At 43.9% G+C, this 21,156-nt stretch carries 19 protein-coding genes; 10 read left to right on the forward strand and 9 right to left on the reverse strand.

The genetic code is table 11. The features are described from left to right. Positions 1 to 46: 46 nt before the first annotated feature. From bchI to ACLFWI_RS00850, 3 genes are all read left to right on the forward strand, one after another. Positions 47 to 1,141, forward strand: coding sequence for a magnesium chelatase ATPase subunit I (gene bchI, locus ACLFWI_RS00840; RefSeq protein WP_446411317.1), 1,095 nt, complete (start codon positions 47 to 49; stop codon positions 1,139 to 1,141). A gap of 370 nt (positions 1,142 to 1,511) precedes the next feature. Further along, positions 1,512 to 2,294: an ABC transporter ATP-binding protein gene (locus ACLFWI_RS00845; RefSeq protein ID WP_446411318.1), complete on the forward strand. Its 783-nt coding sequence runs from the start codon at positions 1,512 to 1,514 to the stop codon at positions 2,292 to 2,294. A 94-nt stretch (positions 2,295 to 2,388) separates the two neighbouring features. Further along, a complete protein-coding gene (locus ACLFWI_RS00850) occupies positions 2,389 to 3,792 on the forward strand; it encodes an MlaD family protein (RefSeq protein WP_446411319.1) in 1,404 nt (467 codons plus the stop codon). Positions 3,793 to 3,888: 96 nt separating this feature from the next. On the opposite strand, the gene ACLFWI_RS00855 is transcribed toward ACLFWI_RS00850, so the two are convergent. Next, positions 3,889 to 4,194 carry a DUF3288 family protein gene (locus ACLFWI_RS00855; protein WP_446411320.1) on the reverse strand — a complete coding sequence of 102 codons (306 nt, stop codon included), beginning with the start codon at positions 4,192 to 4,194 and terminating at the stop codon, positions 3,889 to 3,891. 436 nt (positions 4,195 to 4,630) lie between these two features. On the opposite strand from ACLFWI_RS00855, the gene psaC reads away from it, so the two are divergent. After that, positions 4,631 to 4,876, forward strand: a complete 246-nt coding sequence (psaC, locus tag ACLFWI_RS00860) for a photosystem I iron-sulfur center protein PsaC (RefSeq protein ID WP_006616272.1) — start codon at positions 4,631 to 4,633, stop codon at positions 4,874 to 4,876. Positions 4,877 to 5,399: 523 nt separating this feature from the next. Here the strand turns inward: psaC and ACLFWI_RS00865 are convergent. Together ACLFWI_RS00865 and ACLFWI_RS00870 are read right to left on the reverse strand one after the other, a co-directional pair. Beyond that, positions 5,400 to 5,657: a hypothetical protein gene (locus tag ACLFWI_RS00865; RefSeq protein WP_446411321.1), complete on the reverse strand. Its 258-nt coding sequence runs from the start codon at positions 5,655 to 5,657 to the stop codon at positions 5,400 to 5,402. 50 nt (positions 5,658 to 5,707) lie between these two features. Next, positions 5,708 to 7,036 carry a hypothetical protein gene (locus ACLFWI_RS00870; RefSeq protein WP_446411322.1) on the reverse strand — a complete coding sequence of 443 codons (1,329 nt, stop codon included), beginning with the start codon at positions 7,034 to 7,036 and terminating at the stop codon, positions 5,708 to 5,710. Positions 7,037 to 7,162: 126 nt separating this feature from the next. On the opposite strand from ACLFWI_RS00870, the gene ACLFWI_RS00875 reads away from it, so the two are divergent. From ACLFWI_RS00875 to ACLFWI_RS00895, 5 genes are all read left to right on the forward strand, one after another. Beyond that, entirely contained in the window at positions 7,163 to 7,753 is a 591-nt protein-coding gene (locus tag ACLFWI_RS00875; RefSeq protein ID WP_446411323.1) for a CpcT/CpeT family chromophore lyase, read from the forward strand. 255 nt (positions 7,754 to 8,008) lie between these two features. Beyond that, positions 8,009 to 12,805 carry a CHAT domain-containing protein gene (locus ACLFWI_RS00880; RefSeq protein ID WP_446411324.1) on the forward strand — a complete coding sequence of 1,599 codons (4,797 nt, stop codon included), beginning with the start codon at positions 8,009 to 8,011 and terminating at the stop codon, positions 12,803 to 12,805. A 167-nt stretch (positions 12,806 to 12,972) separates the two neighbouring features. Next, positions 12,973 to 13,926 carry a glycosyltransferase family 10 domain-containing protein gene (locus ACLFWI_RS00885; protein WP_446411325.1) on the forward strand — a complete coding sequence of 318 codons (954 nt, stop codon included), beginning with the start codon at positions 12,973 to 12,975 and terminating at the stop codon, positions 13,924 to 13,926. A gap of 5 nt (positions 13,927 to 13,931) precedes the next feature. After that, positions 13,932 to 14,939 carry an Npun_R2821/Npun_R2822 family protein gene (locus ACLFWI_RS00890; RefSeq protein ID WP_446407793.1) on the forward strand — a complete coding sequence of 336 codons (1,008 nt, stop codon included), beginning with the start codon at positions 13,932 to 13,934 and terminating at the stop codon, positions 14,937 to 14,939. 33 nt (positions 14,940 to 14,972) lie between these two features. Continuing rightward, on the forward strand, positions 14,973 to 15,887 hold the full coding sequence (locus ACLFWI_RS00895; protein WP_446407792.1) for an Npun_R2821/Npun_R2822 family protein: 915 nt from the start codon (positions 14,973 to 14,975) through the stop codon (positions 15,885 to 15,887). Between the two features lie 60 nt (positions 15,888 to 15,947). On the opposite strand, the gene ACLFWI_RS00900 is transcribed toward ACLFWI_RS00895, so the two are convergent. From ACLFWI_RS00900 to ACLFWI_RS00915, 4 genes are all read right to left on the reverse strand, one after another. Next, complete coding sequence (locus ACLFWI_RS00900; RefSeq protein WP_446407791.1) at positions 15,948 to 16,811, reverse strand: sulfotransferase family protein; 864 nt, start codon at positions 16,809 to 16,811, stop codon at positions 15,948 to 15,950. A gap of 592 nt (positions 16,812 to 17,403) precedes the next feature. Further along, the gene (locus ACLFWI_RS00905) at positions 17,404 to 18,309 is read right to left on the reverse strand and encodes a hypothetical protein (RefSeq protein ID WP_446411326.1); all 906 of its coding nucleotides are present in this window, start codon (positions 18,307 to 18,309) and stop codon (positions 17,404 to 17,406) included. Between the two features lie 40 nt (positions 18,310 to 18,349). Beyond that, entirely contained in the window at positions 18,350 to 19,012 is a 663-nt protein-coding gene (locus ACLFWI_RS00910) for a TenA family protein (protein WP_446411327.1), read from the reverse strand. 9 nt (positions 19,013 to 19,021) lie between these two features. Further along, positions 19,022 to 19,162 (reverse strand): hypothetical protein, encoded by a 141-nt coding sequence (locus ACLFWI_RS00915; protein WP_446411328.1) that lies wholly within the window; start codon positions 19,160 to 19,162, stop codon positions 19,022 to 19,024. A gap of 204 nt (positions 19,163 to 19,366) precedes the next feature. Here ACLFWI_RS00915 and ACLFWI_RS00920 point away from each other — a divergent pair, with 204 nt between their 5' ends. Beyond that, positions 19,367 to 19,939 (forward strand): pentapeptide repeat-containing protein, encoded by a 573-nt coding sequence (locus tag ACLFWI_RS00920; RefSeq protein ID WP_446411329.1) that lies wholly within the window; start codon positions 19,367 to 19,369, stop codon positions 19,937 to 19,939. Between the two features lie 54 nt (positions 19,940 to 19,993). Here the strand turns inward: ACLFWI_RS00920 and ACLFWI_RS00925 are convergent, their stop codons facing one another. Then, positions 19,994 to 20,197, reverse strand: a complete 204-nt coding sequence (locus ACLFWI_RS00925; protein WP_446352016.1) for a hypothetical protein — start codon at positions 20,195 to 20,197, stop codon at positions 19,994 to 19,996. Positions 20,198 to 20,485: 288 nt separating this feature from the next. Then, entirely contained in the window at positions 20,486 to 21,118 is a 633-nt protein-coding gene (locus ACLFWI_RS00930; RefSeq protein ID WP_446411330.1) for a low-complexity tail membrane protein, read from the reverse strand. Between the last annotated feature and the right edge of the window lie 38 nt (positions 21,119 to 21,156).

Below are 21,156 nucleotides of genomic sequence, written 5' to 3' on the forward strand. Positions count from 1 at the left end.
TGTGGCACAATAAAAGGCGTGATTTATCGGTTATCAGGTAATCAAAGTGAGTCTGACTGCCCAAGCCCCTAAGACTGCTCGTCGCGTCGTTTTTCCGTTTACCGCCATCGTAGGTCAAGCAGAAATGAAGCTGGCTCTCCTGCTGAATGTGATTGACCCCAAAATTGGTGGAGTAATGATTATGGGCGATCGCGGTACGGGTAAGTCCACCACCATTCGGGCGTTGGCTGACTTGTTGCCAGAAATTGAAGTGGTTGCCGACGATCCCTTCAATAGCGATCCCAACGAACCCGACTGGATGAATAGTAATGGAGGAGTACAATCTGCTTCAACAGTCAAGAAAAAAGTGCCGATGGTTGATCTGCCCTTGGGCGCAACCGAAGACCGAGTGTGCGGCACGATTGATATTGAAAAGGCATTAGCCGAAGGGGTGAAAGCCTTTGAACCCGGACTGCTAGCTAAAGCTAATCGCGGTATCCTCTATGTCGATGAAGTGAATCTACTTGACGATCACCTCGTTGATGTGCTATTGGACTCCGCTGCTAGTGGTTGGAATACCGTCGAACGAGAAGGCATTTCCATTCGCCATCCGGCTCGTTTTGTGTTGGTAGGTTCTGGCAACCCGGAAGAAGGAGAACTGCGTCCGCAACTCCTGGATCGTTTCGGCATGCACGCGGAAATCCGCACTGTCAAAGAGCCAGCGCTGCGGGTCAAAATTGTGGAGGAACGCGCCGCGTTTGACAAAAATCCCTTGGATTACATCAAAGAACACCAGGACGCCCAAGAGACATTGCAGCAGCAAATCGTCACCGCCCAGGCGCAACTACCCCAAGTTGAAATGGACTATGACATGCGGGTGAATATTTCTGAGATTTGCTCAGAATTGGATGTCGATGGATTGCGAGGGGATATTGTCACTAACCGTGCTGCCAAAGCCTTGGCTGCTTTTGAAGGGCGCACGGAAGTCACAGTGGATGATATTCGCCGGGTGATTACGTTGTGCTTGCGTCACCGCTTGCGGAAAGACCCCTTGGAGTCGATTGACTCAGGCGATAAGGTGCAAAAAGCCTTCTGTCGTGTATTTGGGTTGGAGGCAGAATCAGAAGCGGATTCAGCCATGGCAGCGAGTGGATCTCGTTAAGGCGTATTTGGGGAATTTTTAACTTATCTGGCGGAATTCCCCAGCCGCCTGTGCGGTGGGAATGGATAGTGAGTGAAATTGAGAAAACCAGCCAAGAAAATTGACTGTAGAGGTGAGTTTAGACGCTTTCCTAGGAGGAAATACCGATAACATTTCAACAAAACCCGCCCTTATTTAAGCAGATGTGTTTCTTCTCAGGTAGCACAAACCTGCGCCAAGACAATAGGAACGAGGTTAATCATGATCGCGATCGCTCATTGTCTCAATAGTACAGTCTCGCCGCAATAACTCTCCAGTTGAAAAAGGAATAAAAAACTTACTGTACAAGCTTTCTTCCCTTCTGTCTCCTGCCTTCTTGGACTAGTTCCTTATGAAAGAACCACTGATTGAACTAAAGGGAGTCTCCAAGTCCTTTGGGGGTAACGTCATCCTGGATAATGTTGATCTGACGATTTATCAGGGCGAAGCCTTAGGTATCATTGGACCCTCTGGTACGGGTAAGTCTACGATTCTACGCATGATGGCAGGTTTAATGCCCCTGGATGGGGGGGAAATCTATGTGCAAGGACAAAAGCGTTCGGGTTTAATTGAAGATGCCAAAGACCCAATTGGCATCGGTATGGTATTCCAACAATCCGCTTTGTTTGATTCCCTCAGTATCCGTGAAAATGTGGGGTTTTTCCTCTACCAGCATTCTAAACTGTCTGAGGAGCGTATTCGGGAATTAGTGGATGAGAAGCTAGAGATGGTGGGGTTACCCGGAATTGCCGATCAGTATCCGGCTGAACTTTCAGGCGGGATGCGTCGGCGAGTGAGTTTTGCCCGGGCGATTATGACGAACCCGGATAATCCCCAAGACAATCCGGAAATTTTACTCTATGACGAACCCACGGCTGGACTTGATCCGATCGCTTCTACTGTAATTGAAGATTTAGTCCGTCAACTTCAATGTGCTGAAGGTGGATGTAAAACTTACGTGATGGTGACTCACCAAGATAGTACAATTCGCCGTACCGCTGACCGAGTTGTGTTTCTCTATAAAGGCAAGGTACAGTGGCAAGGTCCTATCGGCGAGATTGATACAACCGATAATCCTCTGGTGCGACAATTTTTCAGTGCCAGTACCAGCGGACCAATTCAGGTGGTTGGTTAGGATGGGAGCAAGGGCTTGATCGGTCATTTGCCATTGTCATCTATCCCGGCAAATGCCCGCCAATTCACCACTTAAGGTACAGTGAGGAGAAACCATGCGATCGCGAACCATTCGAGAAGGCTCAGTTGGCTTATTGATTCTAGTCGGACTAGCCGTGCTTGCTGGCTTGGCGGTTTGGATTCGGGGTTGGAAGTTTGGCGATCGCAGTTACAGCTTTGTGGTCAACTTTCCCAACGTCGCCGGGATGAAAGAAGGTGCCACTGTGCGCTATCGCGGGGTTGATGTGGGCAACATTACCGATATTCAAGCCACAACCAATGGCGTTGATGTCACCATCGAAATTGCATCAGAAGACTTAGTCATCCCAGAAGATGTCGCCATTGAAGCCAATCAATCTGGTTTAATTGGTGAAACCTCGGTAGACATTACTCCACGTCGGGAAGTGTCCTCAAATATCCAGTCGATCAATCCTCTGAGTTCTGAATGCAATTCGGATATGATTATTTGTAGTGGTGAGCAGGTTCAAGGTGAGATTGGGGTGAGCTTTATTGAACTTCTCCGCAATACTGATCGCTTAACCACCATCTATACCGATCCGCAATTTTTTAATAACATCAACACCCTCGCCCAAAATGCCTCCCTCGCCGCCAGTGGTATCGCTCAACTTGCGGGTGAATTGTCCTTATTATCGCGTTCCGTGCGTCAAGAAGTCGGCGGATTTTCTCAGGCGTCTGATGCGATTACCACAGCGGCTACCCAGACAACTCAACGCATTGGTGATACAGCGGATCAATTTAGTCAGACAGCCGTGCAACTCAATCGATTAATTGCCTCAACGAATGATTTAGTCAGCAGAAATCGAGCAGTTTTAGTCGGGACTTTAGATAGTGTTGGTCAAACCAGCGATCAGTTGGGCGTTCTGTTAAGCGACTTGAGACCCACTCTCCAAAATGTCAACACGACGATTGATTCAGTAAATGCACAAGTCGATCAAGCGGATATCAGCAACATCCTCGAAAACGTCGAAACCGCCTCCGAAAATTTAGTCACCCTCTCCGCTAATGCAGCAGCGGTATCTGCTGATCTACGTGATATTTCCAATTCCCTGGACAGTCCCAGCAATGCTATCGTATTGCAACAGCTATTAGACTCAGCACGGGTAACGTTTGAAAATACGCAAAAGATTACATCAGATTTGGAAGATTTAACGGGTGATCCGGCGTTCCGTCAAAATCTCAAAGAGCTAGTCAACGGGCTTAGTGAACTCGTTTCTTCCACAGAACAGTTGGAACAGCAAATTGAGGTAGCACAAGTTGTCGAAGCCGCCAGTACTGAAATTACAACGGCGGCGGTTCAGGTAGTGGATCAATCCCGTGAGCTTAATCCAAAATCCATTGATGAGGAGTTAACTAAGTCTAAACATCGACTGAATCACCATCAACATATCATGAAAAAATTGCCGCCAATTCCTAAAAAATCACTGGCGGATACGGATTAAGGGGAGCTGGGGAAGATGAGGAAGATGAGGAAGCTGGAGGAGATGGGGGAAATGGGGACGAAGGACAAATGACAAATGACAAATGACAAATGACGATTAAGTCCAGTCATCTTGGCTCTCGACAGACTTGGGTTGCTTGTAAACATGACCCTGGCTGTGGATTTGACGGGTTAACTCAAATAACTGTTCTTCTGTCAAATTCCACTGATGGAGAATCTGTTCGAGCCCCTGTTGAATCTTCCTAGCGCCAGGAAACCGAGAATAACGAATCCGTAATCGCGCCAATTCTGTCAACTGGTAATCCGTCGGATCAGCTTTTATTTCCAACAGACGATCCACGATCGCGCGATCGCTCTTTTCTTGGGGATGTTGTTGGTCTTTGTTTTCTAAGATTGATGACATAATTGTACTTGACTTTTTTGCCGTTATTGTTTATGTGTCCGCTTTAAGTTCCCCACAAATGTTACAGAGTTTGAAGTTCTGTAACTTAATGCTCAAACAGATGAGAGCGCTGCGGTAAACTAAACCTTAATCCATTGTCTGTCTTACTGCGATCGGCGAGAATACTCCTGTCATAATCGTTGATTAGACGGCGAGAGCGATCGCCCGTGTGTGAGCAGATCCATCTGCAATAATAGATTGCGTACTGTCACAGAACCTACCGTTAACTTGAATAAGGGATAACGGGGGCTTGTCAAAAGTTGGGACTGTGACCACCTTACCTGAGTCATCAGGTAAACAGTATGCCATTAGAATCCCTGACTATCCCCAATTCGGGTTAGCGTGGGGAGGATATCTAAATCAATCACCGATAACTCTCGTTTGGAGTCGTTATTCTATGTCTCATAGCGTCAAAATTTACGACACTTGCATCGGTTGCACCCAATGTGTACGGGCTTGTCCCCTCGATGTGTTGGAGATGGTACCCTGGGATGGCTGTAAAGCTGGTCAGATTGCCTCGTCTCCACGTACTGAAGATTGTATCGGTTGCAAGCGCTGCGAAACCGCTTGTCCGACCGATTTCTTGAGCGTTCGAGTTTATCTTGGCGCTGAAACCACCCGCAGTATGGGTCTTGCCTACTAACGGGGTTTTGAACAAAAGTTGAGCGCAGTCCCTACCTAGAATCTTGATTTAGGTAGGGCTAGTAACTGTAACCTAATCCCGAATCACCTCTCAGCAAATCTCCTCATTTTGCTCAGATATCAGTTCATTCACAAACTGCCTCATCCGTTCCTGCCAATTGGGAACTGATTTTAATTTATCCTTTTGTCCTTCATACCCTTTGAAGCAAATAGGAGTTCTGTCGAGTGGCTTGTCTAATATTTTTTTAGCTCCCAATTTGTGATTTTTCTGAAATGGCATTGTCGATGGGAATATATATTGGTATACTAATATAATACACCAAAAATAAACCTCATGCAGATTATGCTATTAGGGTAGGAGGAAAATACGCACCGCACTAATAAACTGATGTGCATGGAAATTATGCAGTTGTTATCCCTCAACCCTTACAAATGACAAATGACGAATGACGAATGACGTAGCTTGCTTCTCAAGGGAGCGAGTATGACGAATGACAAATGACATAAACAAATAACCATTAACGTTACTTGTCCCCACCGACTGACTTATTTTGCCAAATCTGCCAGACTGCGCCAACCGAAGCACCAGCGCCCGCTAATAAACCCATTCCCATACCTTCGACAGTTTTAACCATGGGCTCTTGCAACAAGCACTCATCGGTCGGTGTCGCAACACCTAAACACTGATTCAGTTCCGCTTGAGCAGCAGTTCCTCCCAGAACAAGTCCCACCGCACTACAACTCACGACTAATAGGCAAAGGCGAATGATTTTTCTATCCATAGATAGAGATATTAGTAGATAATTTGCCCTATCCTAACCTATCCAAAGGATTATTGGAAGCCTTTGGCGGCTTTCTTTTTCCGCTTACCTTTGGACTTGGATTTGTGAACCTCCGCGACAGCCGACTCAAACAGATTGTGCAAATGCAGGGGAACGCTAGCAATTTCTGGGAGTTCCGGTTCTAATGGTTTATGAAACTCGTGGTGCAGTGTGGGTTCTAAATCCTGCGGGAGATTAAAATCTGGACGATCTAACACTGTTTGTAATACCGTCTCCAGTTGAGTAGGATACTCCTCGGCTAGCTGTTGCCAGATAAACAGGTTAATCTGAGGATCATTTAAGTATTTGTGGACTCGTTGTTCAGCATTGGGATAAGTTTGCCAGTCTTCGGATGCTAGCATCTCTTGAAACTTAGAGTAACTGGGAAGAAACATCTGACCCCAACGGGGATGAGAAAAAACCGTCACCTGTTCAGCGTTGCGGATATCGTCCGGTAAATCCACCTTAGGTATCATCATCGGAGATTTAGCGGCATTATCCAACATATTGGTTACTGCTGTGGCGTCTGCGCCTGCTTCTACCGCCGCTGATTTAACGTCTTCCTCATCCGTACCCGAATCTTGAATCATCTCTTTGAGGGATTTCGATGGATCAATCCCAGCCGCCGCTAGACGTTCTTGGGTCATTTTATCCCGCAGTTGAGCCAATTTTTGATTAAGCTGGTATCCAGGGAGGGTAACGCGATCGCGTCCAAAGAAGTCTACAAATGACTGATGATAAGTCGCTACAGAGTCCCAAGCCTGTTCTAATAGTTCTGATGCGTCACTGTACAGGGCATTTTTGTAGTTGTTCTTGAATTCCCCAATGGCTACAGCTAGCTTAGGCTGACTCAAGCGCCCTTTGGAAATAATTGGACTGAAAATCATCCAGTAGGTATCGGTGACAGGGGCGAGGCGAGTGAGGAAGATTTCCCCAACCTTAAACCCCTGCATCTGGTCTATGGTGGTAGGATGAGTGGGTTTGACGGTGTAATGCTTATCCGTTAGCCAATTTTTCAGTTCAAAGCCATCGGGGAGGATGTGGGTGAGTTCAAACAAGCCGATAAAGCTATCTCGCCAGCGGTTTAGCAGCGTGCGATCGCTGGCTGTTAAATTAGGATGGTGTTCCTGGAACAAATCCAACGGCGTCTGATTGTCCACCTCACCCTCAGTTAAGAAGGTATCAATCGCCAAGTTGCGCTGGTTGATATCGTAGGGTTCTCGCGTCAACTGATCCGCCGCATAGGTTTCTAAGGCGACGGCTAACTCTCCGTCTGCTTCCAGTACGAAGTTGGTTAGGGCTTGTTTGAGATCTTTGGCTTGCTCTAGAATTGCATCCACAGAGGTTTGCTCACCGCTCGACTCTCCTAGGGTACAGCAATCCAGATGGAAATGCCTCTGTGATTAGGAATATACGCCACGTTTTACAATTGATCCAGATCCAATATCTTGATTCAAACACCGTTAATGACTCATTCTACTGACATTGCCACATTAGCCCGTTGGATGGCGGCTGACTTTAGTAACCAACAACAGGCTTTTGACAATCCGCCCTTTTATGCCCATATCCGGGTGTTTATGCGTCCCCTCCCCGCGCCACTCCTAGATGGAGTCAGTTTGTTTGTCGAACAAGCCTATGACTATCTTCTCAACGCCCCTTACCGCTTACGGGTGTTGAAATTAATGGTAGTTGGGGATCATATTGAAATTGAAAATTACACCGTTAAAGAACCCGAAAAATTTTACGGCGCCTCTCGTGATCTTAACCGCCTGCAAACCCTAACCACCGATCAGCTAGATAAACTTCCTGGTTGTAATATGATTGTCGAATGGACAGGGAAAAGCTTTCAAGGACAGGTTGAACCGGGCAAAGCCTGTAAAGTTTTCCGCAAAGGTAAGGAAACCTATCTAGATAGCACGTTTGAAATTGACGAAAATCAGTTTATCAGTTTAGATCGGGGACGAGACCCCGTAACTGATGAACATATTTGGGGTTCCATTGCTGGTCCCTTTTACTTTGTCCGTCGGGCTAGTTTTGCCGATGAAGTGAAAGTTTGAGCAACTGGTTAAATAGGAGATTAAATATCGCTGATTTAAGACCTGATAAATAGCTGTAGTGGCATGGCATTGTCGTGTCCTTATAGAGATCAGGTTTAACTGTATCATTTAATTTCTAAAATTAGCAGATCGCGAATCCCTCGACTACGATAGAGAGTAGAATTAAGCACGCGATCGCACCAGCAGATCCCAGTTGTTTCCACCGTTTGATTATCCACGCATCAAAAACCCAAAATCACCCTTCTGGAGGATGCTATGACTACCGCTATTTCTCTTGTCATCACCACCTATAACCGAGAACGTTACCTCGGTGCAGCGATTGACAGCATACTGGCACAAACCTGGGGGGATTTTGAGGTGATTGTGTGGGATGATGGGTCAACGGATGGATCAGTTGCTATTGCCCAAGACTATGCTAAACGTGATCCACGAGTCCGGGTAATTGCGGCTGAACATCAAGGACGAGTTGTTTCACTTAAAAGCGCGATCGCCCAAACCACAGGTTCCTATATTGGTTGGGTGGATAGCGATGACTTACTCGCACCCACAGCGCTGGCGGAAACCGCCGCGATTCTGGATACTCAGCCAGATGTAGGAATGGTTTACACCGATTACTTAGACATTCATAAAAACGGTAAAATCATTGGTTACGGACAACGCTGTCTTGTTCCCTATTCTAAACAACGACTGCTGACAAACTTCATGACGTTCCACTTCCGGTTAATTCGTCGTTCTATTTTCGATAGAGTGGGTGGAATTGATCTCCAAGCTGAATATGCAGAAGATTACGATCTGTGTCTACGGTTGTCAGAAACAACAGAAATAGCCCATATTTCCCAACCTCTCTATTATTACCGCAGCAACCCAGATAGCCTTTCTTATCAGAATCGAGTCCAACAAATTTACCATTGCCATGCAGCAATGAAACGGGCACTGCAACGGCGGGGATTGAGCGATCACTGGGAAGTGGATTTACAAACAAAAGGGACAGGCGCAACAATACAGGCGCGGTTCGGTTTGAAACGCAAAACGCCGCTTCTATCCTCAACATTAAAAATTGCTGGCTTATCTTTGGCAACTCTTTCCGGGGCGGCTATGATTGGGCAAAAAACAGTTCACGCTCAATCTATTACACCCGCTAATGATGGCACAGGTACAATTGTCACGCCCTCAGGCAACCAAATCAACATCACAGGCGGTTCTAAATCGGCAGATGGCGCCAATCTATTCCATAGTTTTGAAGAATTTGGCGTTGATAATAATCAGATGGCTAACTTTGTTTCTGAGCCAAGTATAAACAATATATTGGCAAAAATAATTGGCGGTGATCCCTCTATCATTAATGGGATTATTCAAGTTACGGGAGGTAACTCTAACTTATTTTTAATGAATCCGGCGGGCATAGTCTTCGGAGCCAATTCCCAACTAAACGTCCCGGCATCCTTTACCGCAACCACAGCAACTGGCATTGGCTTTAATGGAAACTGGTTTAACGCATTTGCCAGTAATGACTATACTAACCTGGTAGGAAACCCCAATAGCTTTCGGTTTGAAACATTGCAGCCAGGAAGTATTATTAATGCGGGAAACTTAGCTGTAACAGCCGCCGCAAATCTTTCCCTAATTGGAGGAACAGTTCTGAGTACAGGCACGTTGACAACCCCAGAGGGAAACATCACTATAGCCTCAGTACCGGGAACCAGTAGATTACAAATTAATCAAGCTGGACAAATCCTGAGTTTACAAATTGAACCGCCCACGAATAGCCAAGGTAATCCGATACCGATTACACCTCAGATGTTACCTCAACTGCTCACAGGTAATGGTGTAGATAATAATTCAGACGTGACAGTTACTCCGGAAGGACAAGTTCAACTCACCAATTCAGGTACTGAAGTCCAAACTGGTGATGTCGCCGTTAATCAAATCAATGCTGGAACAGCTACCCTTTCAGCCCAGCAAAATCTTACGCTCATCGAGAGTCAACTGAGAACAAATGGGGATATGAATCTCCTCGCTAACAACACAGTCTTTGTGCGTGATAGTATTGAGAATCCTTTTATTGCCCAAGCGGGTGGGAATCTTTATATTCGAGGAAATCTGGGCATTGATATCTTAGCGCTGAATCATCTTTACCAGACTCCCTTTGTCAGTGGAGGTGATCTAAGTTTAGTCAGCGATGGAATTATTTCTGGAGATGCTCACTTTGCTAGTGGTGGCAGTTTTTCAATTTTAAACCTGTTGGGTAATTCAGGAACATTTTTAAGTAAAAAAGATCCGATTATTAGTGCGATTGGTGACGTTACTTTCGGTGATTACACAGGAGTTTCGCTGAAAATAGAAGCCACAGGTAGTATTTCCGGGGGAAATATTACGATTACAGATGCAGACTTTACTCTCAGTGATAGTTTAGATCCAGATAGTGATATATTAAGCAGCCAGCCAGCGCTGATTTTACGAGCAGGTCTGGATACATTGGACAATCCTCCAAATGTTCCTATAGATGCGGGAGAAACTGCTTTTGATTCATCAGGAGAACCATCGTCCCCTGGTAATGTAAATGTTGGCGATATTGCGGTTGGTCTAAGAGATGTTGGTGAAGGAAGTATTGACCATTATGGTGGTCCAGTCATTATCAAAGCAAGTGGAAATATTACCACAGGTACGATTGATTCCTTTAATGATGGCTCTGGTGGGTCAGACGCGGGAAGTGTTACTTTAGAGGCTGGAGGAAATATTGAAACTGAAAATATTAATTCCTCTGGTTTTTTTAGTGATGGTGGCAATGTAGAGTTGCGAGCTGATGGCGCGATAAAAACAGGTGCAATTAATTCCTCGACAACAGGGTTTGATCAGGTGGCAGGTTCTGTAATCTTAGAGGCAGGAGGGAATATTGAGTTTACCACTATAGATACTTCTGCGATCGGTCAAATGATATCAAATGCAACAGCAGGAGATGTCAGCATTATCGCTAATGGAGTTGTGCAAGGAACGGGATTACTGGGTGCTACAAATACGACTATACTAACTCGGGCAAGTATTGAATTGGGTGGGACCATTCAAAATGGTTTGGTTGAAATCCAGCATGATGGCGGCTCAGAGAATGTACCCTTTGTTGTTGGCAGTTTAACGACTAATGGTTTAGCCGGAAGTATCGATACTGGCGAGACTTCTTTACCTTCAGGCTCATTTCCCGTTCTCCCAGAAGGCGGTGACGCAGATGATACTCCCAGTGGGATTACGATTACATCCGTTAATAGTCCACCCGAATTAACCCTAAATCCAACGCTATCCGACACAGAAGAAAATCAGCCGATTACGTTTACCTTTGACGATTTACAGGCAACTCTAGAGGATGCAGATGGTGATACAAGTTTGTCAATTGTCATTGATCAAATTAATGCCGGAACATTAACCAGAAATGGAGTCACCCTAGAACCTGGAGACACAATTGAGGAAGGAGATACTCTGGTATACACCCCGCCAACTGACGACATTGGCGACATTCCAGCGTTTACCATTGTAGGGAGCGATCGCGTCTCCTTCTCTGAACCACAACAGGTTAGCGTTAATGTTGAGTTACCGTCAGATGATGGTATGCCAGATGATGGTATGCCAGATGATGGTATGCCAGATGATGATATGCCAGATGATGATATGTCAGATGATGATATGTCAGATGATGATATGCCAGATGATAGTATACTGGAATTTTCTTCACGTCTAACGGCTATCCTGCTACAAAATGAAGTAGAAAAGGAAATCGAATCATTCTCGGTTGTCCAACCCATAGCATCTAATCGCTTAAGTATCCCGATAAAAAGTGAGGCAGAAGCGCGTCGAATTTTAAGTGAAATTGAACAAGCAACTGGGGAAAAACCCGCACTAATTTATGTCAGCTTTGCCCCAACCGAAATTTCAGAAAACACCAACTATACAGGATTAGAAACGAATAATACCGAGGCGTTTGATAACTACTTCAATCGCTCCGGACCCCACATTACCATTACCCCCCAAGATAGTGATCAATTAGAACTGCTGATCATTTTTGCAGAGGAACCCCCCATTCGGCGACGTATAGCTGGAGTAACCCGTGGAAAAGTGCTAGAAGTCGCTCAGGAATTTCGCCGCAACGTGACTAGCATCGCAATTCCCCGTGACTATCTCACCCCAGGGAAACAGCTTTATCAATGGCTAGTGGCGCCCCTAGAAGAAAATTTACAAGCCCAAGACATTGATAACCTCGCCTTCATCATGGATGCGGGATTACGTTCTTTACCTGTAGCCGCACTCCATGATGGCGAAGGATTTCTGATCGAACGTTATAGCGTTGGTTTGATGCCCAGTCTATCGCTAACCGATACTCGTTATGTGGATATCCGCAATGTTGGTGTTCTCGCCATGGGTGCTGATACATTCGAGGATCTCAACCCCTTACCTGCTGTACCCTTAGAATTATCCGCGATCGCAGGTCCGCTGTGGCAAGGTAAGGCATTTCTTAACCAAGAGTTTACCTTAGAAAATCTCCAGAAAATCCGCTCATCTCAACCCTTTGGAATTGTCCACTTAGCCACTCATGGCGAGTTTCAATCGGGTAAGGCGTCTAACTCCTATATCCAGTTATGGAACCAGAAACTCAGATTAGATCAATTGCGGCAACTCGGATTAAACAATCCTCCCACAGAACTGTTAGTCCTCAGTGCTTGTCGCACCGCCTTGGGCGATAGAGAAGCCGAATTAGGGTTTGCTGGGTTAGCCATACAAGCTGGGGTGAAGTCCGCCTTAGGAAGCCTCTGGTATGTTAGTGATGCGGGTACTCTGGGATTCATGACCAGCTTTTATGACCATTTGCAACAAGCACCAATTAAAGCCGAAGCCCTGCGACAAGCTCAACTGGCGATGCTCAACGGTGAAGTCCGGTTAGAGGAACAACAGCTAATCGCCGGGGATCTGCAGATTCCCTTAAACCCAGAACTCGCCAAATTGGAAGACCAAGACTTTACCCATCCCTACTACTGGAGTGCTTTAACCCTGGTGGGTAGTCCCTGGTAGTAGTAGTGTGGCACACCTAAGCAAGATGAATTAACCATTAGCCTGGAAACCGTAGGGGGCCCACTGATGTGCGCCCGATTTAACCCGAAAATCTATTCCCCAATTGTTTCAGTTGGCTGACTGACTGGATAAATGCTAAGACTGATACGGTAGACTGACAAAAAAACATGGGCAGAAAAATTGTCGGAATGATTAGTAGTTATCGTGGGCTGAATCAAGCGGACTGGCTATGGCAACAAACGCCAAACCCTTGTGGAATCTGGGATAACATTCAAATGCTCTCCCAAGCCCCTGAGCCGGATTTTCTGCTCATGTACCAGTATTCGTTTCCCAAATCTAGCGCCCAACTCCCTTGGTGGAAACGTTTGCGCCAAAAAAAGAGTTCAAAACCTGATGTAGCCTCCCAGTTACGCGGTGTTCCCAAAGAGCGGATCATCTACTTATTACGAGAACCGCCCCTAGATAAAGTGGTTCACAACCACAAGGCAAACTACGAAGCGGCAAAAAATTATTGCGGTTATATTTCCGGACCCGATGATTTTGCTCCCACCCCTGATTATATGCCCGCGATTTGGTATCACGCGAATTCCTTCCGAGAATTAAATGAAATGATACCGCCGGAAAAAATACACCCTTGTAGTTGGATCACCTCCGGAATCGATCGCACTCCTGAACATCGTAGACGGTTAGCCTTCTTGAAGTCACTCCGGGAGAGTGAATTTGAGTTTGACCTGTATGGGCGTGGATTACCAGACTGGGCGCAGGGAAAGGGTAGCCTGAAAAATAAATGGCATGGCATGGCACCGTACTACTATAATCTCGCGATCGAAAACTATGCTGGGAATGATTGGTATGTCAGCGAAAAACTCTGGGATGCTCTACTCGCCTGGTGTTTACCCATCTACTATGGTGGTTCAGCAGCGGATAAATTACTGCCACCCGGCAGCTTTTTGCGACTCCCTAGCCTCGATGAGCAGGGCATCGCTTATATTAAAGAGGTAACATCAACCCCAGATGCTTGGTATGCTGCCAAGGACGCGATCGCTGAAGCCCGTCAGATAATTTTGCATAAATTGAATCTGCTTAACTTCATATCTAACCTAGTGGAGAAACTCAATTAAACCTGATGAAAGAAGGAATTTATACCCTAGCTAACGATGCCGTTTATGATCAACTTGTGGCGTTGCTCAATAGTATTGAAGCCAATGCCGGTTCCGACATACCTGTGTGTGTGATTGCCTATAACAATCAGTTAGATAAAGTCCGACTAGAAGTAGCCAATCGCAAAAATGTTACCTTGCTTGAAAATACTGCCATGTTCCAACGCTGGGAAGATTTCTCCTATCAGGTATGGAAAACCCATCCCAATGCTTTACAGGTATGGCAGGAGCAAGGAATCACCACGAAATTCTATCGAGTGGGTGAAAATCACCGCTACTGTGCCTTTGATCCGGACAGTCCGTTTGAGCGATTCATCTATCTTGATGCTGACACTTTGGTCATGAATTCGTTAGATTTCATCTTTAAACAGTTAGAGGAGAGTGATTTTGTTGTTTATGACTTTCAATACAAAGATCCAGGACATATTTACAACATAGAATCATCAATGCTATTTAAAGTATTTGATGACGTGAAAATCAAATCGGAAATATTTTGTTCTGGATTTTATGCCTCAAAACAAAATATGTTTCCCCAAGAGAGACGAGACTGGTTGATCTCGCAGCTAGCTGCAGGAGAAGCCGAGGTACTATACTTGCGAGCGCCTAATCAGTCTGTTTTAAATTACATGAGAATGCGGTCTGATCTCTCCATTCATAATTTTGCCTTAACTCTACCAGCTACTCAAAAAACGGGAAATTCTGTCACGTCTTCACATTTTACGAATAGCGACAACATACTATACGATAAAGGTACACGCTTAACGTATCTTCACTACATTGGTGTTTCCTCTAAACTGATCAAGAAAGTTTGTGCAGGTGAAAATTTAGACTTTCCCTATCGTGATATTTTTTTGCATTATCGCTACCTTCATGAACCCAAAAATTGTCCAAAATTCACCACTCGACCCAAACCCTATAATCGACCGCCTAATCTAGCGACTAAAATCTTGAGGAAACTCAAACTAACGCCCTAGATAGTTTAATCAACATAAGTCGAGGAGTTTTCAATGAGTCGTGGAATTTATATTACCGCTAATGACAAAGTAATCGAACATGCGATCGCGCTGCTCAAGAGTATCCGCTTGCATGATCCGGATACACCAATTTGCTTAATTCCTTATGATGATAACTATCAAACTATTGCTAAAATCTTAAAAGACTCCTATCAGGTAGAACTCTATCAAGACTTAGACTTTATCGAACGTCTTTCCAATCATTTATACGAAATATTTGGCAAAGGATTTTTTGCTCGCCCCAATCAATTCCGTAAACAAGCTTGTTGGTTTGGTGCGTTTGAGAAATTTATTTATATCGATACGGATATTGTTGTCTTTGATAAAATTATAGAGACAACCGACTACTTAGATAAGTATGATTTTATTTGCTATGACTATCAACATAGCGGTGGAATCAAAAATGTATTTACACCAAAAGTCTTAGAAGACGGTGTATTTAGCGAAAATGATATTCAGGATATGTTCAATGGCGGGTTTTGGGGAGCCAAGAGAAATACGATATCCGAGGAGACATTATATCAAACATTTACGGAATGTGCCTCTCATCCGGAATACTTTGACTTTTCGCAAAAAACCTCCGATCAACCAATCATTAACTATATGATATTGAAGCAGGTTTCCCAACGATTTAATATCGTGCGTCGCCCTGGTGGTGCGCCAGGAAGTTGGGCTGGTAGTAAACATTTCCAGGTTGAAGATCATCACCTGATTGATCCGAATGTAAATCAGCCCCTAGACTATTTACATTGGGCAGGAATTCGCATCCAGCCGGGTTGTCCCTATTGGGACATCTGGAAATATTATCGCTATCTCGGTGAACCTATTCCTGATGATGAATCATTCCAAACCGCCATCCCCAGAAATATTTGGCAGAAAATTAAAGGTAAAATAAATAGAAAACCCTAAAAAAAATAGATCTAATAAATACGGTGCTATCATTGATGTTCAGAGTATTCATCGATTTGTTTATGATAGATATAACCAATTTGATAAATCTCTTTCAATTAAATCTTGAAGCTTAAGGATATCGCTTTTATAAATTTCAATTAATTGTTTCCTTGCTTCTGGAGAGAGCTGCGCTTTGTAAGTATTCTTCTTAATCATACCTGATCTTATTTGTTGCCGAAGCTGTAATGGCATAGTTAATTTCAAAACAGCAGCAATAGAACGTCTTAATAGATTAGGTTTAGTTAATAGATTATTTAAGTATTTATTTTTAGGTAGTCCACCTTTTCTCCCCTTTTTACTCATGTCAGGAATGAAGTTATTATCTACTCCAATAAAATTAAACAAATCTTGCATAAACTCTAGGGGATTTTGGCACAAATCATCATACAATAAAATTTTAATAGACTGGCGTTCAAAGGTTTTAAAATAAGGAATAATTTCCGAGAAATAAAATCCCCGTTTAACATATTTACTGTCCGGAGAGAGAACTTGCTCAAAACTTCTCTGTTCAATTCCCTGACGAACATGCATTTGGTAACTTGAAAATGCTCGTTCTGCTGGATCTCGAAAAATAGCAATTATTTTAACTGTTGGTATATGGTTGTAAATCAATTGGGCTGATTCAGGATAGGCATAGTAATTCGTGGAGATTTCTCCAAGTACACTACTCTTGGGCGCATCTTGAAATAAGGAACAATAGTCTTCAACACGAGTCAGCGCTCCCCATGGCTTGAGTTTTTCTCGCGTTTCCTCATTAATAAAAAAGAATGTTTCTTTTTGGGGACATATATAGATTTGAGGATGTTGATTGAGATAGTCATGTAATGAGGTTGTGCCACACTTACCCGCACCAATAATGATAAAGTTAGGAAATATGTTCATGTTATAACTGAATCTAATAAATCTTACTCACACATCGCAGCCTAAGCATAACATAGTAATAGTTTAGATTTCACAGGGAGAGTCTGAGAGTTGGGAATATTGATCCGTCAACATTTCTTGTTGCTGCATTGTAACAAAAACTCGATCAGTAAGAAACCCTGAAAACATTGTAATTCATCCTTGCCAAAGAATGTTGATGTTTTCGGCTGCTCAAGCGAGATGGAAAAGTCGCTCCCGCAGTATGTTATGTGGCTCGTTACCAAGCTTAAGGGCAAAAGAGTACTTACTGGTATTATAATTCTGATGGAGGTGTAGTTCTTCGAGAACGTCGCCAGTGAGATTATGAAACGTGTTAAATCCATCCAAGTAAGGACATTGAACACAGATGAATAGTGTTAAAAGCCTATACGCCATCACTGATAGAATTAGTCGCGGAAATGTATTCTGAGGATATCAAAACATTTGGGTATAAGTTTGGTGAAGATGGTGAAGAATGAAAATGGTTTTCAAAGGTTAAGGTAGGCTATCAGTTCGGGAAACTTGGCATATCGAGTCGTCAGCAAGTATAGTCCTAAGTAACCATTTTCACTTGTTATTTGTTTCGCCAATACCAACGTGTCCAGCTAGTTATTGTTTTTCGCAACTTCTTCGGCAAGCTTATTTTTATACCTAATAATTGGTAGGGTAATTCTCCAGTGACATGGTACTTTTTAGATACTTCAAAATTTTGGGGAATTTCTAATCCCCATTTTTTATGACTAGCAACACAGTTCTCTGTTAATTGTCCTCTATGTGTACTTTCGCCAAATACAATTAAATTTTTTTCGGGTACATAACATTTTTCTCCTACCAACTTTTCTTTTGTCAACAAATCCATTTCTTTGGGTATGAATGGTCTATTTGGAAAATTTTCAAAAATCCTCCTCAAAACTTTAGCTCTCAAAAATTGAGGTTCCCATATATCTACAATTGCCGTCTTATCGGTATAAATAGTTTCAATTAAACGGCATTTTTTATTAATTGTAATTCCAGATTCTTTTTTGATGAATTTATCTTTTAAAAACCGTTTTCCCCTAAGTAATCTGACAAAACAGATAGTTTTATCTTGTATATTTGCTAAATAATTATATATGTCATCAGCATCCTTGGTTTTTAATTTGATTAGATATCGATCATCCATAGACCAGAAGATCCATTCTTCATCAGGAATATTCTCCAACAGTTTTAACATCGTTGGTTTTACTAAACTTACTTTTTTGATTCTTTCTGCTGTTTTTACTTCTTGCTCAACAGGATGAATAACTCTAGCAGCTTCTGTATAAATTAGCTCGATTTTATTTTTATATTTTTCTTTCAAAAACTGAGCATATTCTCCATCTTCATCTCCATAAGGAACGATAAAGGTAAAAGGGTTGCTGGGCCATACTTTTTGATAAGTATAGATTAGATGATCAACTAAATAGATGTATGTATCACAGGTTAATACTATGGCTTTCATGACTTATAAAATATATATAAAGCTTCGGAAACCTTTTTATTCAGCTATTAAACTGGGTATTGATTTTTCCGGTATCCTTAACTTGGATCTGCCAGACTGCCTGAAAGAAGTCTCGCTCACATAGCATAGCATAACGATAGCTAGAATTTACAGACACAGAAAGTGTGGCGTACTTATCCGTCAATCTCTCTAATTGCTGCGCTAACTGTTCAAACCCTGGATTACTATACGTGCGAATCCAATTCGTATAGGTGTGTTCTGGAATACCATCCTTGGCTAATTCTTGACCCAAAAACGCATACAAGCGCATACAGGGTGTCATTGCTACTGTAATTAAACCAATCTCACTTCCCCAAGCTGTTGCCAACAAGAAGTCAGTATAACGCCGCGTCGCTATGGCTGGTTCAATCTGGTGTAAGTTGACTCCCCAGTCTGTGGCATAATTCTGATGCAGGCGTAATTCTTCGAGAACGCCGCTAGCAAGATTATGAAAGGTGTTAAATTCATCCCAGTTGGAACATTTAGCGGCAGCTACGCTATAAGCGCGAGCAAAGGCTGCTAAGAAAAAGGCATCTTGACCAACATAGTAGGCGAATTTCCGACGCTCCAGTGTCCCTGTGGCGATACCTTGGACAAAAGGGTGCGTGAGACACTCTTGTGCTAAATCTTGATTGGATTGCCATAAATCGCTGCTAAGTGTCATAGCCCTTGTCTATTGCCATGGACTCAGATTTTGTTCGGGAAAGGTGGGAAGTTGTAAGACTGAAGGGATCGGTGTTTTGTCAAATCCACCGTCTACCGATAGATACACACAGAATGTAACCGCGATCGCTAGCAGTAGTCTTTCTAGCATAACCCACTCCTCTGATTGTCGCTCTTGTCACCTGTCAACTGCCAGTATCTTCTCACTATCGGTGATTTTAATTAAAGGGCGAGTGATACAAACCGTTAATTTTTAGTGATGATACTCTAAGCTTTAGGTGATAGGAGTCATAGATTGTAGAGCCTTGGGTTTAGTTCCTCTAGTTAGCCATCAAAAAAAGCGTATCCTCATGCCATGACATTTAAAGTTTTTCCCCCTCTCATCCTGCTTGCCTCTCTCTGGCTACACCCCTCAGCGCCAGCCTTCAATCCAGCACACCTAGAACAATTGCGACAAACAGGTAGCTGTGTTGAGTGTGATTTGAGTGGGGTACAATTGGCAGATGCTCTCTTGAGCAATACGAATTTAAGGGGCGCTAATCTGGCTGGTGCTAATCTGATCCGCGCCGATTTAAGACGTGCCAATCTTGAGTATGCCAACCTGAGTGGTGCGAGTCTGGTTTCTGCGAATCTTACGGAGGCGAAGTTAACCGGCGCTAATCTGATTGTGGCAGCATTAATCGGTGCAAATCTAACTCGTGCGAATCTGGCTGGCGCTGGATTAAGTCTAGCTAAACTAGCGAATACTAATCTAGTTGGTGCCAATTTAAGCCTTGCTGAACTAAGGGCGGCGGATTTAAGTAATGCGAATTTGACCGCTGCTGATTTGAGGGGTGCTGACTTGAGAGAGGCAGACTTGGATAATACTATCCTCAATAACGCTAAACTTAGCTATGCCATTATGCCTGATGGCACTTTATTACCTTAACTTATGTTGAAGGCGATCGCTTAGCGGATATCCTGCAACAGATTACCCGCCTGATTAATAAGCCAGAGTCTCTAGGGTATCCCGCAAATACCGACGCACCCGATGTTCCAAGCTGCGATCTTGAAGGTGATGGGCGGCGGGATGCTCCATCTGCCAGCGTTGAAATCCAGAACTGGCTGCGATCGCTTCTTTGAGATTGTCCCAAACTGGACTATCTGGGGAAATTTGGTTGGATTCGGATACAGTTGTGCTTTTCATAAACCTTGCTCGTGATCTAAACAAAATGAGTTCGTAGCAATTTTTAACTGTTGTTTGTATTTTTTAACCTTATTTTCAGAATAACGGAACTGCGTTGTTTAAATTGTTACATTGGCAACAACTGATTGCCAACATGCCTATTTTTTTTTGACGTCGTGATGTTGAACAAGAAGGGCGACCCGAGTAAATTGAGTGGACACCGTCGTTTATTTGTGCAAGCGGGTCGCCCCTACCATCTGGACGTAAGGATAACAAGCTCCCTTGACTTTTATGTCACGCTAATCCGTTTTAATCCACCTGTTCAGGGGACGATTCGCCCACGGAAGACTCTGGGGCGATCGCCGGTAAAATTTGTTTGACCCGAAACCCTGGTACTGTAAAGTTTTCCGGTATTTTTTCCACTGGATAAGGTTGAGTTGCTGCCCACTCCGCCGAGCTAGTGAATAGAACTTGAACCACACTCAAAGGCACTTGCAAAAATAAATGGCTTGCCAGAAACCCAACTCCTGCCAAAGCCAATCCAGCGATGTGCCCTTGAACTGTCCAGGGAACGACCCCTGCGGCTAAAGGAGCGATGCTATAAATTTGCCACAGAACCCATACCATAAAACCTGCTGCCCCAATCGTTAGCAGCGGGTTGGTTTTCCGGTCAAATAAGCTCAACAGTCGCCGTTGGGATTCCGTTAGGCGATCGGGTTTCAGAGCCACCACGAGCAGACTAAAAATGTCAAAGGGGCGGGTCAATTGCATCCACAAAACTGGTGCGATGCCGATAACTGCCACAATTAAGAGTTCTAGCCAGATAGGTAACAGGGGTTCACCCGTTGCCAGTCCTAGGGCGACAACCTCTAACGTTAGGGGCAGTGCGGCTAAACCCGCCAAATGTATCCACAAGAACGGTTCAGACCAAAAAGAGCGCATTGGGTTGTCCTTTATCTTTTGTGATTAGTCCTTAGTCA

Source organism: Coleofasciculus sp. (assembly GCF_046539235.1).
Taxonomy (GTDB): domain Bacteria; phylum Cyanobacteriota; class Cyanobacteriia; order Cyanobacteriales; family Coleofasciculaceae; genus Coleofasciculus.

Bases quoted from the DNA above. Each gene is read 5' to 3' on its own strand.
- ACLFWI_RS00930 (WP_446411330.1), bottom strand. From the start codon at position 21,118: ATGCGCTCTTTTTGGTCTGAACCGTTCTTGTGGATACATTTGGCGGGT.
- ACLFWI_RS00865 (WP_446411321.1), bottom strand. From the start codon at position 5,657: ATGGATAGAAAAATCATTCGCCTTTGCCTATTAGTCGTGAGTTGTAGT.
- ACLFWI_RS00915 (WP_446411328.1), bottom strand. From the start codon at position 19,162: ATGCTAGAAAGACTACTGCTAGCGATCGCGGTTACATTCTGTGTGTAT.
- ACLFWI_RS00845 (WP_446411318.1), top strand. From the start codon at position 1,512: ATGAAAGAACCACTGATTGAACTAAAGGGAGTCTCCAAGTCCTTTGGG.
- ACLFWI_RS00920 (WP_446411329.1), top strand. From the start codon at position 19,367: ATGACATTTAAAGTTTTTCCCCCTCTCATCCTGCTTGCCTCTCTCTGG.
- ACLFWI_RS00855 (WP_446411320.1), bottom strand. From the start codon at position 4,194: ATGTCATCAATCTTAGAAAACAAAGACCAACAACATCCCCAAGAAAAG.
- ACLFWI_RS00905 (WP_446411326.1), bottom strand. From the start codon at position 18,309: ATGAAAGCCATAGTATTAACCTGTGATACATACATCTATTTAGTTGAT.
- ACLFWI_RS00875 (WP_446411323.1), top strand. From the start codon at position 7,163: ATGACTCATTCTACTGACATTGCCACATTAGCCCGTTGGATGGCGGCT.
- ACLFWI_RS00885 (WP_446411325.1), top strand. From the start codon at position 12,973: ATGGGCAGAAAAATTGTCGGAATGATTAGTAGTTATCGTGGGCTGAAT.
- ACLFWI_RS00900 (WP_446407791.1), bottom strand. From the start codon at position 16,811: ATGAACATATTTCCTAACTTTATCATTATTGGTGCGGGTAAGTGTGGC.
- ACLFWI_RS00890 (WP_446407793.1), top strand. From the start codon at position 13,932: ATGAAAGAAGGAATTTATACCCTAGCTAACGATGCCGTTTATGATCAA.
- ACLFWI_RS00850 (WP_446411319.1), top strand. From the start codon at position 2,389: ATGCGATCGCGAACCATTCGAGAAGGCTCAGTTGGCTTATTGATTCTA.
- psaC (WP_006616272.1), top strand. From the start codon at position 4,631: ATGTCTCATAGCGTCAAAATTTACGACACTTGCATCGGTTGCACCCAA.
- ACLFWI_RS00910 (WP_446411327.1), bottom strand. From the start codon at position 19,012: ATGACACTTAGCAGCGATTTATGGCAATCCAATCAAGATTTAGCACAA.
- ACLFWI_RS00880 (WP_446411324.1), top strand. From the start codon at position 8,009: ATGACTACCGCTATTTCTCTTGTCATCACCACCTATAACCGAGAACGT.
- ACLFWI_RS00925 (WP_446352016.1), bottom strand. From the start codon at position 20,197: ATGAAAAGCACAACTGTATCCGAATCCAACCAAATTTCCCCAGATAGT.
- ACLFWI_RS00895 (WP_446407792.1), top strand. From the start codon at position 14,973: ATGAGTCGTGGAATTTATATTACCGCTAATGACAAAGTAATCGAACAT.